The organism is Vibrio sp. SNU_ST1, assembly GCF_030563405.1.
Taxonomy (GTDB): domain Bacteria; phylum Pseudomonadota; class Gammaproteobacteria; order Enterobacterales; family Vibrionaceae; genus Vibrio.
Map to the genome: position 1 here is coordinate 841,632 of NZ_CP130749.1, position 15,843 is coordinate 857,474.

Annotated in this window: 13 protein-coding genes and 2 pseudogenes; 8 read left to right on the forward strand and 7 right to left on the reverse strand. The window is 43.0% G+C overall.

Annotated elements, in window-relative coordinates; all coding sequences use genetic code 11:
* Window positions 1-99: 99 nt before the first annotated feature.
* Window positions 100-2,004, forward strand: coding sequence for a diguanylate cyclase (locus Q5H80_RS18135; protein WP_304569475.1), 1,905 nt, complete (start codon window positions 100-102; stop codon window positions 2,002-2,004).
* A gap of 68 nt (window positions 2,005-2,072) precedes the next feature.
* Here the strand turns inward: Q5H80_RS18135 and Q5H80_RS18140 are convergent, their stop codons facing one another.
* Entirely contained in the window at window positions 2,073-2,678 is a 606-nt protein-coding gene (locus Q5H80_RS18140) for a beta-phosphoglucomutase family hydrolase (protein ID WP_304570776.1), read from the reverse strand.
* Between the two features lie 87 nt (window positions 2,679-2,765).
* Between Q5H80_RS18140 and arfB the strand changes: the two genes are divergently transcribed.
* Window positions 2,766-3,176, forward strand: a complete 411-nt coding sequence (gene arfB / locus Q5H80_RS18145) for an alternative ribosome rescue aminoacyl-tRNA hydrolase ArfB (RefSeq protein WP_304569476.1) — start codon at window positions 2,766-2,768, stop codon at window positions 3,174-3,176.
* Window positions 3,177-3,328: 152 nt separating this feature from the next.
* Here arfB and Q5H80_RS18150 read toward each other — a convergent pair whose 3' ends face one another.
* Window positions 3,329-3,646, reverse strand: coding sequence for a helix-turn-helix transcriptional regulator (locus tag Q5H80_RS18150; RefSeq protein ID WP_304569477.1), 318 nt, complete (start codon window positions 3,644-3,646; stop codon window positions 3,329-3,331).
* A gap of 199 nt (window positions 3,647-3,845) precedes the next feature.
* Here Q5H80_RS18150 and Q5H80_RS18155 point away from each other — a divergent pair, with 199 nt between their 5' ends.
* Window positions 3,846-4,184, forward strand: a complete 339-nt coding sequence (locus tag Q5H80_RS18155) for a hypothetical protein (RefSeq protein ID WP_304569478.1) — start codon at window positions 3,846-3,848, stop codon at window positions 4,182-4,184.
* A gap of 83 nt (window positions 4,185-4,267) precedes the next feature.
* Here Q5H80_RS18155 and Q5H80_RS18160 read toward each other — a convergent pair whose 3' ends face one another.
* The 3 genes from Q5H80_RS18160 to Q5H80_RS18170 form a co-directional block, all read right to left on the reverse strand.
* A complete protein-coding gene (locus Q5H80_RS18160; RefSeq protein WP_304569479.1) occupies window positions 4,268-5,434 on the reverse strand; it encodes a trypsin-like serine protease in 1,167 nt (388 codons plus the stop codon).
* Between the two features lie 299 nt (window positions 5,435-5,733).
* Window positions 5,734-6,867 carry a glycine cleavage system aminomethyltransferase GcvT gene (gene gcvT, locus Q5H80_RS18165; RefSeq protein ID WP_139685130.1) on the reverse strand — a complete coding sequence of 378 codons (1,134 nt, stop codon included), beginning with the start codon at window positions 6,865-6,867 and terminating at the stop codon, window positions 5,734-5,736.
* A gap of 470 nt (window positions 6,868-7,337) precedes the next feature.
* Window positions 7,338-7,961: a helix-turn-helix domain-containing protein gene (locus Q5H80_RS18170; protein ID WP_012600696.1), complete on the reverse strand. Its 624-nt coding sequence runs from the start codon at window positions 7,959-7,961 to the stop codon at window positions 7,338-7,340.
* A 440-nt stretch (window positions 7,962-8,401) separates the two neighbouring features.
* Between Q5H80_RS18170 and Q5H80_RS18175 the strand changes: the two genes are divergently transcribed.
* The 3 genes from Q5H80_RS18175 (at window position 8,402) to gcvP (ending at window position 13,110) form a co-directional block, all read left to right on the forward strand.
* Window positions 8,402-9,694 (forward strand): serine hydroxymethyltransferase, encoded by a 1,293-nt coding sequence (locus tag Q5H80_RS18175; RefSeq protein WP_017097964.1) that lies wholly within the window; start codon window positions 8,402-8,404, stop codon window positions 9,692-9,694.
* Window positions 9,695-9,745: 51 nt separating this feature from the next.
* Window positions 9,746-10,126, forward strand: a complete 381-nt coding sequence (gcvH, locus tag Q5H80_RS18180) for a glycine cleavage system protein GcvH (protein WP_009845137.1) — start codon at window positions 9,746-9,748, stop codon at window positions 10,124-10,126.
* Window positions 10,127-10,215: 89 nt separating this feature from the next.
* The gene (gene gcvP, locus Q5H80_RS18185) at window positions 10,216-13,110 is read left to right on the forward strand and encodes an aminomethyl-transferring glycine dehydrogenase (protein WP_304569481.1); all 2,895 of its coding nucleotides are present in this window, start codon (window positions 10,216-10,218) and stop codon (window positions 13,108-13,110) included.
* Between the two features lie 358 nt (window positions 13,111-13,468).
* Here the strand turns inward: gcvP and Q5H80_RS18190 are convergent, their stop codons facing one another.
* The gene (locus Q5H80_RS18190; protein WP_304569482.1) at window positions 13,469-14,017 is read right to left on the reverse strand and encodes a hypothetical protein; all 549 of its coding nucleotides are present in this window, start codon (window positions 14,015-14,017) and stop codon (window positions 13,469-13,471) included.
* A gap of 95 nt (window positions 14,018-14,112) precedes the next feature.
* Here Q5H80_RS18190 and Q5H80_RS18195 point away from each other — a divergent pair.
* Together Q5H80_RS18195 and Q5H80_RS21155 are read left to right on the forward strand one after the other, a co-directional pair.
* Window positions 14,113-14,760: pseudogene (locus Q5H80_RS18195) on the forward strand (IS110 family transposase); the annotation flags it as partial.
* Window positions 14,735-14,961: pseudogene (locus Q5H80_RS21155) on the forward strand (transposase); the annotation flags it as partial. The pseudogenes Q5H80_RS18195 and Q5H80_RS21155, both read left to right, overlap by 26 nt.
* Before the next feature lie 30 nt (window positions 14,962-14,991).
* On the opposite strand, the gene Q5H80_RS18200 reads toward Q5H80_RS21155, so the two are convergent.
* Window positions 14,992-15,777, reverse strand: a complete 786-nt coding sequence (locus Q5H80_RS18200) for a toll/interleukin-1 receptor domain-containing protein (RefSeq protein WP_304569483.1) — start codon at window positions 15,775-15,777, stop codon at window positions 14,992-14,994.
* Window positions 15,778-15,843 lie beyond the last annotated feature (66 nt).

Sequence of the window (15,843 nt, forward strand, 5' to 3'; positions counted from 1 at the left end):
ACCAAAGTAATATGCAAGTCTTGTTATAGGTTTTGGGTAAAGATCACATTAATAGGTCTATAAAATATATAGTATTGCGCTGATTTTTCGAGGACAGTGATGAATACGAATATAAATAAACTAATCAGCCAATTTATATGCACCATGTTTACCCTAGGATTAGTCCCTGCTCTCTATATAAACTCTGAATTTGAACGGGTTGAAGCTCAGCATGCGCTGAACATCAAACAGTCTAATCAAAACCAAATCGAATACAGCTTTCATCAACTCGCTATTATTGTTGAGCAAATATCAAATGCGGTTCCCTCTATTGCCGCTTCACAGACCCTACTCCGTGCAGTTACTGAACCTTCGATTGGTAACAAACAGGCACTTCAGGATCTTTGGGTGGTATTAGCAAACGGGCAACGATACTACTCTCAACTACGTTTCCTAGATCTAGACGCCAACGAAGTCTTCCGCGTCAACTACAATGATGGTCAAGCAACTATCGTCGCAGACCGCAAGCTACAGAACAAATCCTCTCGCGATTACTACAAAGTGCTACAAGAATTATCGATCGGAGAGGTAAGCGCTAAAGGCATTGATCTTGAGGCTGAAAATGGAGAGTTTGTTCGCCCCTTTACGCCGACACTTCGCATTATGACGCCAGTGACTGTAGGGGAGCACATTATTGGCTATTTCATTGCTAACCTAAATATGCGCGAGATCTATGAACGCTTGCATTACCAGATAGGTACATCAGCGACAGTTCCAGTCATCCTTAACAAAACTGGTCATGTCATCATGGGTCCCGACCCTGAGGATTCATTTGGGCATGTGATTGAATCACGTTCAGACAAGACGTATGCAAAACTAGCCCCAGGCCTGTGGCAGAATATTCAAAGCGGCACCTCATCCAGCTATTTTGATGGTAAAAACTGGTATTTTCACTCTGACATCAGCCCTAAGATTAAGCAGTTTGAAGGACCAATTTATATGGTTCTTCATATTGAAGAACGTCAATTTAACACTCAGTTTCAACAAGAAAATCACGCCATAGTCGTTCAGATAATCATACTCTCGATATTGATTTCAATGATTTCTGCAGGTTTCGTACTGTGGAACAGAAATCATAAAAAAAACAGCATAGATAGCCAACTAGCAAAAGCGGCGATGAATGGCATGTCGGCGTTAGTGATTACAGATAGAAATAACCGAATCATAAAAGTAAACCAAGAGTTCACCCGTGTCAGTGGCTACGAGTTAGAAGATGTAAAAGGTAAACAGCCTTCATTGTTTAACGCCGGCCGCTATAATGAAGAGTTCTACATTAAAATGTGGAGCGTCATTAAAGAGACAGGGATGTGGGAAGGCGAAGTGGTGAACCGACGAAAAGATGGCACCTTGATCACGGAAATTCTTCGAATCCAAACCATCAAAGACTCAAAAGATGTTATTCAATTTTATGTTGCATCATTTGTTGATATCAGCAAACGCAAAGAACTCGAGAATAAACTGAGAAACCTTAGCGAAAAAGATGCACTATCTGGCTGTTGGAATAGACGAAAGTTCGACCTGGAGCTTCGTGACGAGTGTTCTCGCGTTAGTCGTTACCCTACTCGCGAGCAATCTTGCTTAGCCATATTGGATATTGACCATTTCAAACGCATTAACGATAGGTTTGGACATGATTATGGCGATAAAGCGATTCAAATCGTAGCACAGGTACTGCAACGTGAATGTCGAGATACCGACTTCGTGGCTCGTATTGGTGGAGAAGAGTTTGGGGTTATCTTGCCTCACACGACACCAAAAGAAGCCGACTATGTGCTTAATAGGCTGAGAATCGCGATCAGTATCGAGTTCGACAACGTCGTTACAATAAGTGGCGGAATAACCAACCTAACAGGTGAACCTGCACTCAATTATAAGTGCGCCGATTTAGCACTATACGAAGCAAAAGCAGTAGGTAGAAACAGTGTATGTTTGTTCCTTGATAGCGAAATGAGCGAAATTGCATAGCAGAAGCCTGAGTCGCACCACCGCCCCGCTAACTTGTTCATTTCACTCTAGAGTCATTCGCTTAACAATCAATTCGGTGCGGGGTAGAACTCAAGCTTATTCCCTTCGACTACCAGAATGCAATCCATATGCGCAGCATGGGCTGCCTGCTTACCAAGGTGAGTATCTTCAAACACAACACACTGCTTTGGCTGCAAACCCATACCAAAACAAGCAGCTAAGAAAGTATCAGGGTTTGGTTTGTGATTCTTCACATCTGTCGCTGTCACTAAGATATCCAACTTACTCAAGATATCCGTTTTATCTAACAGTTGTTCTGCGCTCTTGCGTTGACTGCCCGTTCCAACCGCAATCTTCTTATCACCGAGATGGTCTATCAAAAGAGAATACGTACAAGGGATAATATCTCCTTTGTCTTCAATAGCTGCAAACGAAGCCATTTTGAACGTAGACACCGCTCGTGGGTCGAGCGATAAACCGTACTTACTATTTAGCTCACCCGCGATCTTATAACTCGGCATCCCACCTAAGCTATGCAGCCAAGACGCTTCGAAATCAAAGCCGAACTGTTCCGCCGTTTGTTGCCATGCTTTCACATGCGCAGGCATTGTATCGATCAACGTACCGTCCATATCAAAGATTAATCCTTCATATGCCGTTAAATCAATTTTCATCACTACTACCACTCTTTAAGAAAGTTACTGATACCATAACCAATATTCAGTATCATGACCGCATATTACTGTTCAAAATGGATGTTTATGTTACAAATATCTAACTCTGTTTCAATTCAAGACTGGGAACTCCAGTTAACCGCGATCAGAGCTCAAGGTGCCGGCGGCCAAAACGTCAATAAAGTATCCAGCGCGATACATTTACGTTTTGATATCAAGCATTCCACTCTACCTGATTACTACAAAGAGAAACTCCTTGCACATAAAGATAGTCGTATCACTAAAGATGGCGTGATTATCATAAAGGCTCAACAGTATAGAACTCAGGAACAAAACCGAGACGACGCTTTGGTCCGTTTGAAAGAACTGATCTTGGAAGCAACAAAAGTTCAAAAAGTAAGACGTGCAACGAAGCCGACACGTGGCTCCCAAAAAAGACGTTTAGAGAGTAAGAAACAAAGAAGCACCACCAAACAACTACGGGGACGAGTAAACTGATTGTTGTGCTCCGCCCGCGAACAAATCAAGCATGACACATCCGCTGTAACCCGTTGATTTGAACAACGCTCGATACCTATACCTAGCGCTATTTAGTTGAACGCTATCTATTCAAATGACTATTTGTCCGAGCGCTATTGATTCGAAAAAGGCTACTGCTTCTTTTTGACCGACAAAATCAATTTTATCAACAGCATTCGCTCTTCACTGGTCAGCAAACGACTGACCGCTGCTACATCTTCCACTGCTGCTTGAGATGCACCAACAACATCAAGTACGATGTCTAAGTCTGTCACTTTCAAGGTTCTCGTGATCGAACGATACTGAGACATTTTGATATCAGCCTCTCCCCGCTCAATTCTTTGGTAGGTTTTCAAACTCATCCCTGCGCTAGCCGCTAATTTTTCTTGAGACCAATTGCCTTGCTTCCTACGCTCAATAAGCGCAATTACTATTGGTTCTTGTGACATAAGCACCTCCAGAATAGACAGTTATGACCTAATTTCAGCAAGAAGCAGACCATATTGACTTAGAACAGTTTACATAAGCGATTAAAGGCATATTATTCGGCCGATAAAAACGTTACGTTTCATAAACTTCAGACTTATACCAGTCGTAAACTTACAGACAAATTAGTTTGAATATTCAAGTGGTAGGAAGTAAGAAAAGTTGCAAATTGAGAATAATGATGGCTTGAGATCGGAAATTGCGAATCAATATAAATTGGCATTTCCTTGCATACAGCAGGCTATAGAATCAGCAAATACCCGTGATGACATTATTGCGGTACAACATCGACTGTTGACTTACAAAGAAGTGTTGTTACATGGCAATATGCTGGAAGATAAGGAATTGAAGCAGGCTTTTTCTGCGTTAACTCAAAGCGAGAAATATGTAGCGCAAGGTGGTATTCAAAATATCAACGATGCAATAAAACAAATGGATGAAATTATCGAAAGGTATAGCAGGAAGGCCAATATCAGCAAACAGGCTTATAAACAAGTTTGAATAGATAGTACACCGAAATAACTAAGTCGACGCTGATGCTTTTTAGCGTCGACTTACTCAAAAACAGAGTGTTTAACGTAAAGCTATTTTCTAAAGCCAGTAAACTTTCTAAAGCCGGCAAACAACATCAACATACCTAGCAAGCCAAATGATACACCACCACCACTGCTACCAGTGCTTGCGCTTGAGTTAGAGCTACCCGACAGGCTGATCTTCGGCATCGACGTTTCATCTAACAAAGCAGTAGATGAATCAACGGTTTCACCATTGCTCACACGTACGAGAACACGAGAACTCGGTGTACTTCTAACTTCAAAAGTTGCGTTTTCAGTGCCTGAAACAACTCGCCCTATCCATCCTGCATAATCATAAATCTCCGTAAAAACGGACGTATATCTTTCAGCAAGGCTGCCACATGTTCCAGGCCCGTAGCTAGTAATACCAATTTGTTGATAGCTACTCCCATCCCACCAATAGACTGGACCACCTGAATCACCATTACACGTCGAGTTTTTGTAACCATCAAACACCACGCCATCAAAACAAAGCTGTTTATCTGTTGAATTACAGCTATTCGTTGCATCGAAAGTTAAACTCGCTTGATTTACTACATTTGTAGCAGTTCTAGAAACAGTTTTACCTTGATCATCAGTTATATGACTCGTCAAACCCCGGCCAACTGCTTTAAACGTATCTTTGCCACGATTCAATGCATAGGTGTTGTCAAATGTAGAGTTAAGTAGGGATGAGTAATCTCGTACATTCAACGCCGTCTTCAGCTTTAAGATAGCAATATCGTTTGGCAGTACGTCACCTTGGCTAGGGTCAAGGTTTTCATTATAGTTGTTTGGATAATAAATTTTTTCAACTCGTGCGGACTGGTAGCCACCATTATCATACTTAGTTTGGTCGGCCATGCCTGGAACAACCCAAGTATTAAGCATCCACGCATAACTTCCGTACACACAATGGGCAGCCGTCAGCACGTATTGCCCATCTATAACCGTTCCACCACAATAATTGACAAATTTTGAACCATCATGGAAATACAGACTAGTAAACGTTGGATAGGTATTAGTAAGCTCTGTATCTGTTGTTGGGCTACCATTGATAATATAAGGTGAAACACTAGCATTTGGAGCACTTTCGACCGAGTTTTCCGTCGCCATAACACTTGATGTGTAAATCAATGGAGCTAACAGCCCTAAAACGGCTTTACGAACCGGACTCATTGTATGGTTAACATTCATAGATAACTCCTTGTAACCCTTACTACTTATTTACAAAAATGATGAATCGTCACCATAACACGTTACGACTAATATTATAGTAAGCAATTTTAATGATATAGCCATATGTCTCGTTTTAAAAAAACGAACTTTCAGGTCGCAGCGCTTGTAGCGATATAGAAAGTTATACGCTCTTAAAAATAGATACGTTCTTAAAAAGGGAGATGGGATTAAAACAAAAAAGCCTACCGTCGAACTTCTCTATACAGAGAAGCAAACAGTAGGCTTTCATTTCGCTTAATAGTTTCTCTTAAAAGAGATTAGCCACGGTAGTAACGTTGAGGTACGAATGGCATTTTTTCTACTGTCATTGGTAGCTTCTTCCCACGAACTTCAGCGAATACTTCAGTGCCGATAGCAGCAAGATCAGTGCGTACGTACGCCATAGAAACAGGCTTGCCTGCATTAGGCCCCGCAGTACCGCTTGTTACAACACCAATCTTGTTGTCTTCAGCATCGAACAGCTCAGCGCCTTCACGTACTGGCGCTTTAGTTTGACCAACAAGACCAACACGCTTACGTTGAACATCTTTCGTTGCGATTTGCTCAAGAATGATATCAGCACCAGGGAAACCGCCTGCACGTTCACCGTCAGTACGACGCACTTTTTGAATACCCCACAGAAGGCTGGCTTCTACTGGCGTTGTCGTTGTGTCTAGATCATGACCATATAGACATAGACCACACTCAAGACGAAGTGAGTCACGAGCGCCAAGGCCGATCCACTCAACTTCAGCTTCTGAAGTCAGCTTGCGTGCTAGTGCTTCAGCGTGATCGTTAGGAACAGAGATCTCGTAGCCATCTTCCCCCGTGTAACCGCTGCGGCTCACGATGCATTCAACTCCATCGATATCGACTTTTTGAACGTCCATGAACAACATGTCTGCAACGCTAGGTTGGAAACGAGCAAGAACTTCAGACGCTTTAGGGCCTTGAAGGGCTAATAGAGCGCGGTCATCAATCACTTCCATCTCGACGTCAGCTGGAAGGTGTGCCGTTAGATGGTCGATATCTTGTGTCTTACAAGCCGCGTTCACAACAACAAATAGGTGATCGCCTAAATTAGCAACCATCAGGTCATCCATAATGCCGCCCTGCTCGTTAGTAAAGAACGCATAGCGCTGCTTACCAGAAGGAAGGTCAATAATATCTACAGGAACCAAAGATTCTAAGACAGCAGCCGCGTTTGCACCATGTAGACGAAGTTGCCCCATGTGAGAAACATCAAAAAGACCAGCAGCATCACGAGTATGTAAATGCTCTTTCTTTACACCAAGTGGGTACTGGACTGGCATATCGTAGCCAGCGAAAGGAACCATCTTTGCACCCTCTTCAACGTGAAGCGCATGCAGTGGTGTTGTTAGTAGGTCTTGATTAGCGTGTTCTTGAGTCATTTTATTCTCCATGAAGCGTTGCAGGCTGTCCAAAATCGAGTCTGCCGCTTATATCTCTATTTAGAGTCGCCTCTAACGATACTGGTTAACGTTAGAAACAGTAGATAGTAAAAAGTGATGTCCTTTATATAGGCTTATATCGTTAGCTTTATAAATCATGAATAACTGTACATAACCTATACAACTCACTTTCTAAGAATTCACTTCAGTAAACTTCAATCAACATGAGTAAACCATGTTCACTATAATAAACAAGCCTGCGTCAGTTTTACACCCTTAACAATAGTCAAACAGCTCAAAATGTGACATTTAACAATTTAAAAACAATTGTTCGATACATACAAAAACGCGATATTGATGATTTTCGCATCAATATCGCGTCTATTAGCTAACGTTCAAAACAAAAGCAAACGTTTGCATTCACTATAAGAAATTCAAAGTTTGTTAGCTTATTTTGCAGTGACCTACAGTTATTTTGCAGTCACCCACAGAATGAGTGCATCTTCAGCACTAGTTGAAATCAGCATGTGGCCCATATTCGCATCGTAATACATGCTATCGCCTTCACTCATTGGTACGGGTTCGTAGAATTCTGAGTAAAACATCACATCACCCGAGATGATCATTAAGAACTCTTCACCATCGTGACGCACCCAATCATTATACTCTTCAAAAGTACGCGCTCTCACTCGACTCTTAAATGGCATCATCTTCTTATTAGAGAGCTCTGTAGCAAGCAATTCATGTTCATAAGTTGGTGTTGGGTGTGGTTTACCTTGCCCTACCTTGGTTAAATCACGACGCCCTGTCGCGACTTTTTTCCTTGGAGGTTCAAAGAGTTGCGGCATATCTATCTGCAACCCCATAGCCAATTTCTGCATCGCTTGAAAGGTCGGAGAGATCTGTTCGTTCTCTATTTTACTGAGCGTAGAACGCGCCAAGCCTGTTCTTTGACTTGCCTCTTCTAGCGTAATCCCAAGCTTACCGCGGATATCTTTAATGCGCTGGCCAAGCCTAAGTGGTTCAATATTCTGGTCTAACGTTTCCTTCGCCAACGTTAAAGATGGGTACTCATCATAAATGTCTTCTGACATAGCTCCCTCATTAATTTTTTACTTCCTGTCTATTAATTTCATTGTTGCATAAAGCGCTTTGTTGATTAAAGAGCACACAGAGAAATAAAGCGTGCTCCCCGTAGCAAAACAAGAAAATCTGTTTCCTATTGGAAATTTTTGTTGAAAATTGATTTTAACGGAGCTATGTTATCGACTTGTTAGATGAAGAGATGCTACTTCGGCTTGCCGCAAATGATAGATTTAACATTTGTAAGAGCTGTTTTTTACCCGATTTTTTGGGAACCAATTCGTGCTGCATTGACCCTACAACGATCGCTTAGATGCTGTAAGAGTATATTTAATACGCAATCAACGTATGTCTATACCTATATAGCGCAAACGATACCGATGCAGAAATCAACGTAAGACCTAATGGACTATAAAAACAATCACCATTAGCTTAATGAAAGGTCTCGACAATGAACGCTTACCAAAACCACAGCTTAGACAGTTTTTTCTCTACGAACCTATCAGGTACTGACGACGCCGTATTTGCTGGAATCCAAGCAGAGAACACTCGTCAAAACGAACAAATCGAACTTATTGCTTCTGAGAACATCGTTTCTAAAGCAGTAATGCAAGCTCAAGGCACTTGCCTAACCAACAAATACGCAGAAGGCTACCCAGGCCGTCGTTACTACGGTGGTTGTGAGCACGTAGATACCGTTGAAGCTATTGCAATTGAACGTGCTAAACAGCTGTTCAAATGTGAATACGTAAACGTACAGCCTCACTCTGGCGCTCAAGCAAACGGTGCAGTAAAACTTGCCCTACTTCAACCTGGCGACACCATCCTTGGTATGTCTCTAGACGCTGGTGGTCACCTTACTCACGGTGCACGTCCTGCAATGTCTGGTAAGTGGTTCAACGCAGTTCAATATGGCGTAGACCGCGACACACTTGAAATCGATTACGAAGCAGTTCGCGCTTTAGCTGTCGAAAGCCAACCTAAAATGATTATTGCAGGTGGTAGTGCTATCCCTCGCGTTATTGATTTCGCTAAGTTCCGCGAAATTGCTGACGAAGTTGGCGCTATCCTAATGGTCGATATGGCACACATCGCAGGTCTTATCGCGACAGGTGCTCACCCTAGCCCACTACCACACGCACACGTTGTTACCACAACAACGCACAAAACACTTCGTGGTCCACGTGGCGGTATGATTCTGACGAACCACGAAGACATCAACAAAAAGATCAACTCTGCAGTGTTCCCTGGCCTTCAAGGCGGCCCACTAATGCACGTTATCGCGGCTAAAGCAGTGGCGTTTGGCGAAGCACTTGGCCCAGAATTTAATACTTATATTGATTCAGTGATCGACAACGCAAAAGTTCTCGCTGAAGTGTTGCAAACTCGCGGTTGTGACATTGTGACTGGCGGTACAGACACGCACCTAATGCTGGTCGACCTTCGCCCTAAAGGCTTGAAAGGTAACGTAACTGAAGAAGCATTAGAGCGTGCAGGGATCACATGTAACAAAAATGGCATACCATTCGACACAGAGAAGCCTATGATTACTTCTGGTATTCGTTTAGGTACGCCAGCTGGAACCAGTCGTGGTTTTGGCACTGAAGAATTCAAACTTATCGGTGAATGGATCGGTGATGTACTTGATGGCTTAGTTGAAAGCCCTGAAGGCAATGCTGAAGTTGAGCAACGTGTTCGCAAGCAAGTTAAAGAGCTTTGCAAACGCTTCCCTCTTTATCGTTAAACCAATTTTAAGATTTAAATTAAAACCTCATAAATTTTTGGAGAATAAGCAATGGACAATACACTAAAGTTTGCAGACAGCCACGAGTGGGTAAAAGACAACGGTGACGGTACTGTAACTATTGGTATTTCTGAGCACGCTCAAGAGCTACTAGGTGACGTTGTGTTTGTTGACCTGCCAGACACTGAAGACGAAATTGAAGCTGGCGAAAGCTTCTCTCTCGTTGAATCAGTAAAAGCAGCTTCTGATATCTACGCACCAATCTCTGGCGAAATAGTAGAAATCAACGAAGAATTAGAAGATAGCCCAGAGCTAATCAACGAAGAACCTTATGAAGGTGGTTGGATTGTTAAAGTGAAGATGTCTGATGCGTCTGAACTAAACAACCTTAAAGATGCGGAAGAATACCTAAGCTCTGTAGAAGAAGATTAATAGGTAACCTCATTACGATAAAGCTGCTCTTTGGAGCAGCTTAATTTTAGGGGCTAGCTCACGGCTCCAGAGAGAAAGTAGAACATATCATGACTGAATTACTTCAAAGCCAATTACTGAAAGACTTGGGTACTCAAAACGAGTTTGTTGCTCGCCATAACGGCCCTAACAAAGCAGACCAGCAAAAAATGCTTGAAGCGATCAACGCGACTAGCCTAGACGCACTGATCGACGAAACGGTTCCTGCACAAATCCGTCTTGAAAAACCAATGACACTTGCTGCGCCACTGAGCGAAATGGACATGCTGACCTCTCTTAAAGAGATCGCTAACCTAAACCAAGTGAAACGTACCTTCATTGGCCAAGGCTACTACAACACATTCACTCCAAACGTTATTTTACGTAACGTTTTAGAGAACCCTGGCTGGTACACAGCTTACACCCCATACCAACCAGAGATTTCTCAAGGTCGTCTTGAAGCGCTATTAAATTACCAACAAATGGTAATGGACCTTACAGGTATGGAAATCGCAAACGCATCTCTTCTTGATGAAGCGACAGCGGCTGGCGAAGCGATGACACTGTGTAAGCGTGCTGGTAAAAGCAAGAGCAAAGTATTCTTCGTTGCTGACGATGTTCACCCTCAAACACTAGAAGTTGTTAAAACTCGTGCTGAGTACATCGGTTTTGAAGTCATGGTTGGTGCTCTTGAAACACTTCCAGAGCAAGACGTATTTGGTGCGTTAGTTCAATACCCTGGTACGACAGGTGAAGTTCGCAACCTAACTGACATCATTGCGAAAGCTCAAGCAAACAAAACGCTTGTAACGGTTGCAACTGACCTACTAGCCTCTGCTCTACTTAAGCCAGCTGGCGAAATGGGCGCAGACGTAGTAATCGGTTCAGCTCAGCGCTTCGGTGTTCCTATGGGTTACGGCGGTCCACACGCTGCATTCATGGCAACTCGTGAAAAGCACAAGCGTACAATGCCAGGTCGTGTAATCGGTGTTTCTATCGATACGCACGGTAACCAAGCACTACGTATGGCAATGCAAACTCGTGAGCAACACATCCGCCGCGAGAAAGCAACATCGAACATCTGTACAGCTCAAGCGCTTCTAGCAAACATGGCGTCTTTCTACGCGGTTTACCACGGTGCAGAAGGCCTACGTACTATTGCTCGTCGTACACACCACATGACAGCTATTCTTGCGGCTGGCCTGACTAAATCGGGTTACGAGCTAACGAACAACAGCTTCTTCGATACCATCACGATCAACTCTGAAGAGAAGACAGATGCACTGTACGCGAAAGCACAAGCAGCAGACATCAACCTTCGCTTACTTCAAGGTAAAGAAGGTAATGGTAAGATCGGTATCAGCTTAGATGAAACTACAACGATCGACGACGTGAATGCCCTATTCGCAATCTTCGACGTGAAAGAAGACGTTCAAGCACTATCTTCTGACATTGCATCAAATGAATTTGCAGCAATTCCAGAAAACTGCCGTCGTGAATCAGAGTTCCTAACTCACCCAGTATTCAACACGCACCACAGCGAAACGCAAATGATGCGTTACCTAAAACAGCTTGAGAACAAAGACTTCTCACTAACGCACGGCATGATCCCACTGGGCAGCTGTACGATGAAGCTGAACGCTGCTGCTGAGATGATTCCAGTAACATGGCCTGAGTTTGGTTCAATTCACCCATTCGCACCTCTAGAGCAAGCGGCTGGTTACACAGCACTAGCGAAAGATCTTAAAGAGAAGCTATGTGAAATCACCGGTTACGACGATTTCTCACTACAGCCTAACTCTGGTGCATCTGGCGAATACGCAGGTCTAATCGCGATTCAGCGTTACCACGCAAGCCGCGGTGAAGGTCACCGTAACGTTTGTCTGATTCCAAGCTCTGCGCACGGTACTAACCCTGCAACGGCATCTATGGTTTCTATGAAGGTAGTGGTTGTTAAATGTGATGAAGATGGCAACATCGACATGACAGACTTAGCGGCGAAAATCGAGAAGCACAAAGACAACCTATCAAGCATTATGATCACTTACCCTTCTACGCACGGCGTATACGAAGAGCAAGTGAAAGAAGTGTGTGAGCAAGTTCACGCAGCGGGCGGTCAGGTTTACCTAGACGGCGCGAACATGAACGCTCAAGTTGGTCTAACCTCTCCAGGCTTCATCGGTTCAGACGTATCTCACTTGAACCTACACAAAACATTCTGTATCCCACACGGTGGTGGCGGTCCGGGTATGGGTCCTATCGGCGTTAAATCGCACCTAGCACCTTTCCTACCAGGTCACATCGAAAACGGTGTGCAAGGTTCTGACTACGCGGTATCAGCAGCAGATTTAGGTAGTGCTTCAATTCTACCTATCTCTTGGGCTTACATCGCTATGATGGGCGAACCGGGCCTAACAGAGGCGACTAAAGTAGCAATTCTGAACGCGAACTACGTGATGGAAAAACTACGTCCTCACTACCCTGTTCTTTACCGTGGCACTAACGGCCGCGTAGCGCACGAATGTATTATCGATATTCGTCCACTTAAAGAAGACACAGGCATCAGCGAAGAAGATATCGCTAAGCGTCTAATGGACTTCGGTTTCCACGCGCCTACTATGTCTTTCCCTGTTGCTGGAACACTAATGGTTGAGCCAACTGAATCAGAAGATTTAGAAGAGCTAGACCGTTTCTGTGAAGCGATGATCGCAATCCGTCACGAAATGGCAGCAGTGAAAGCGGGTGAATGGCCACTAGATAACAACCCTCTAGTGAACGCACCGCACACACAAGTTGACCTTTCAGGCGCAGAATGGGATCGCCCTTACTCTCGCGAACTAGGTTGCTTCCCATCGAAAGCAACGAAGAACTCGAAGTACTGGCCTACTGTTAACCGTGTAGACAACGTATACGGTGACCGTAACCTAATCTGTTCTTGCCCAAGCATCGATAACTACGAAGATTAATTCGTAGCGGCGCTAAGCAGCAAAACATAACAAAAGGCGAACCAAACGGTTCGCTTTTTTTGTTTTTCGGATTCCAGATTATACGACAAATAAAGCATTGACCTTACCGTAAGGGAAAGGTTTAAGGTGATATAACATTCACGACAAATTAGGAATCAATGATGGGATGTTGTAACAAAGCGCCAAAAGGTGGAGCACCTCTTGGCTTACTTCTAAAAGTAACACTGGGGATTGGTCTTTTTGTTTTTCTGCTGGCTTTGTGGCAATAGAAGACCTATACAGCTTAAGCTTTGAAGCTAAAAAGTGATGGTATGTAAAACATAAATGGCGCCCAAATAGCCATTGACGCCATAGTCGTTTATATGCGTACTTGTTTAGGGAACAACTGATTTAGAAAGTCTGCACACACACAAATGTGATGGTAAAAGTCAGGAACTAATAAGGTTGAGCCATGTGCTTGTGAGTTACGCAAACTAGAAATAACGTTAACCATACTTCGGCACCATTCATTAGCTGAGTTCGGATTATCGATATGTCGAAAGCCACCATCAGTAATCCAACCTTTATCTACAGCATGGGTCAGCAATTTTTTTAGCATTAGTCGTCGATTTTTCTGTCTAGAAATACCAGCCTGCTCTGCTTTTAGTCGCAAGGCTAATTCGATAATAGTATACGTTTTTAGCTGAACTTCCGGAGCAAGTGCGTAAAAGAAATAGCAGTAGAGTCCCATATTTTTCGCTACATTAAATTGACCTCTAATATCTTCAGGAACTTCATCATTTAAAGTAACTTCTGATAGAGCCTCATGAATTTTTTTGAGATCTGGTACATAACCAGTAAGTCGACTAAGTGATTGGTACTTCCCATCAAGCTCTGTGATTTCCACTAATTTTTTGAATTCTTCCATGCAGCTAAACTCCGAAAGCATATAACGAATGACATGGATTCCCCCTACCGAGGATCTGCCACACTTATGTGGTACTTAAATGCATCGGAGGCACCATGTCTGATTATTCTTATTTCTGCGGTATCGACCTAGCTAAAAACCACTTTAGCCTTCATGCCGTAGACCAAAATGGTAAAGTCTTACTTCATAAGTCAGTAACTCGCTCTAAACTACTGACTACAATAGCAAATATGCCACTCATGCGTATAGGCGTTGAAGCGTGTGGTGGTGCACATTATTGGGCAAGAACACTCAATAAACTGGGTCATGACGCCCGCATTATGGCTGTTAAATACGTAACTCCTTATCGAACTAAGGGAAAGAACGACCTTAATGATGCTGTTGCCATATGCGAAGCTGTTCAGCGACCATCCACTCGCTTTGTACCCGTAAAATCCCCCGAGCAACAAGCCATCTTATCGGTACATAGAATGAGAAAGCATTGGGTTCGTGAACGCACCGCGCTTATGAATCGCATGCGTGCCTTACTCTCTGAATTCGGGTTGATCATTCCTGTTGGCCGCTATTAGTTAATGAAACACGTTCCCTTAATGCTGGAAGACGCAGAAAATGAACTGCCGCACCTCGCAAGAACGGTGATTGCCGATGCCTATCATCACCTTGGAGAATTGAATCAACGTATCGCCGATACTGAACAAGTCTTCAATTCTTTTGCTAAGGTCAGCACTAATGTTCAACGAGTCAGGAATAGGAAACATTGCCGCCGCATCAATAATTAGCAATGTACCTGAACTTGATTACATCACGAATAAACAAGCGGCATCACTGATTGGTGTCGCTCCAATAACACGCGAAACATTGCATGCGTCAGAAAGATGGTAGTGATCTTAAATTCCATGCTGCGAGATGGCACCATGCGGGATGAAAACAACGCCAAAAATTAATTATTGACGCCATAGTAGTTTGTTATGTTTTCACTTCACCGCGGCAAGAACGTCATCTAAACCTGAGTTGTAATCGTGAGAAAAGTTAGCATATTTTTTCATTTTCAGAAGGCTAGGGATTTTACAGTCTTCGATTAACAAAGGAAGAACTTGAATCTCTCCTGATTCAATTTCATCCCAATACTTAGCATGCCACTCTCGCTCAACCCATTTCGATTCAATAGAACTTTGAGACAACACAACAACTATAAAGTCAGCATCGTTTAACCCAGTCTCTATTTTATGAGGGATAGAATCGCCAACTTTTATTTCCCATTCATCTAGCCAAGGAGTGTGCCCAAAATGTGATAAATCGGTACATAATTTTCTGACAAATCCTTTATCTATTGATGAGTGAGATACAAATATTTTTTTCCCCACATCTGACTCCCTATATCGTGCATCTATCATTCTTTCATACAACTCATTTTCAACCCAAAGTAATTCTGTAAACTCATAAACATCTGGGAGATCTTTTTCTAATAACCCCCAGCCTTGCAATTTATTTCTTAATTCAGCTCTTCTTTTTCTTAAATCTTCTGTTGTTGCTGGAGATAAGTATTCATGAGGCACTTCTAGGTAACCTTGACACTCAGCAAGAGAGCCAAAATATACAATTGCATACGCTTCCCCAGGAACGTCATCAGGATCACCATCCTCTTCATAGTCCCATTCAAAACTTTCGTCGACTTCAAATCCATCATCATCATAATTACCAATTCTTCCCTTATGAGGCCCTTCGGTAATTAAAACTGTACCAAATAATAATTCGCTCATACTTTCCTTGAAAACATAACGCCAAGCTAAGTGGCTAACAAACCCGACACTTCACTCATTAAAACA

What these genes read in the sequence shown, in the direction of transcription:
- Q5H80_RS18135 (WP_304569475.1), top strand. Translation starts at nt 100, where the DNA reads ATGAATACGAATATAAATAAACTAATCAGCCAATTTATATGCACCATG.
- Q5H80_RS18140 (WP_304570776.1), bottom strand. Translation starts at nt 2,678, where the DNA reads ATGAAAATTGATTTAACGGCATATGAAGGATTAATCTTTGATATGGAC.
- arfB (WP_304569476.1), top strand. Translation starts at nt 2,766, where the DNA reads ATGTTACAAATATCTAACTCTGTTTCAATTCAAGACTGGGAACTCCAG.
- Q5H80_RS18150 (WP_304569477.1), bottom strand. Translation starts at nt 3,646, where the DNA reads ATGTCACAAGAACCAATAGTAATTGCGCTTATTGAGCGTAGGAAGCAA.
- Q5H80_RS18160 (WP_304569479.1), bottom strand. Translation starts at nt 5,434, where the DNA reads ATGAATGTTAACCATACAATGAGTCCGGTTCGTAAAGCCGTTTTAGGG.
- gcvT (WP_139685130.1), bottom strand. Translation starts at nt 6,867, where the DNA reads ATGACTCAAGAACACGCTAATCAAGACCTACTAACAACACCACTGCAT.
- Q5H80_RS18170 (WP_012600696.1), bottom strand. Translation starts at nt 7,961, where the DNA reads ATGTCAGAAGACATTTATGATGAGTACCCATCTTTAACGTTGGCGAAG.
- Q5H80_RS18175 (WP_017097964.1), top strand. Translation starts at nt 8,402, where the DNA reads ATGAACGCTTACCAAAACCACAGCTTAGACAGTTTTTTCTCTACGAAC.
- gcvH (WP_009845137.1), top strand. Translation starts at nt 9,746, where the DNA reads ATGGACAATACACTAAAGTTTGCAGACAGCCACGAGTGGGTAAAAGAC.
- gcvP (WP_304569481.1), top strand. Translation starts at nt 10,216, where the DNA reads ATGACTGAATTACTTCAAAGCCAATTACTGAAAGACTTGGGTACTCAA.
- Q5H80_RS18190 (WP_304569482.1), bottom strand. Translation starts at nt 14,017, where the DNA reads ATGGAAGAATTCAAAAAATTAGTGGAAATCACAGAGCTTGATGGGAAG.
- Q5H80_RS18200 (WP_304569483.1), bottom strand. Translation starts at nt 15,777, where the DNA reads ATGAGCGAATTATTATTTGGTACAGTTTTAATTACCGAAGGGCCTCAT.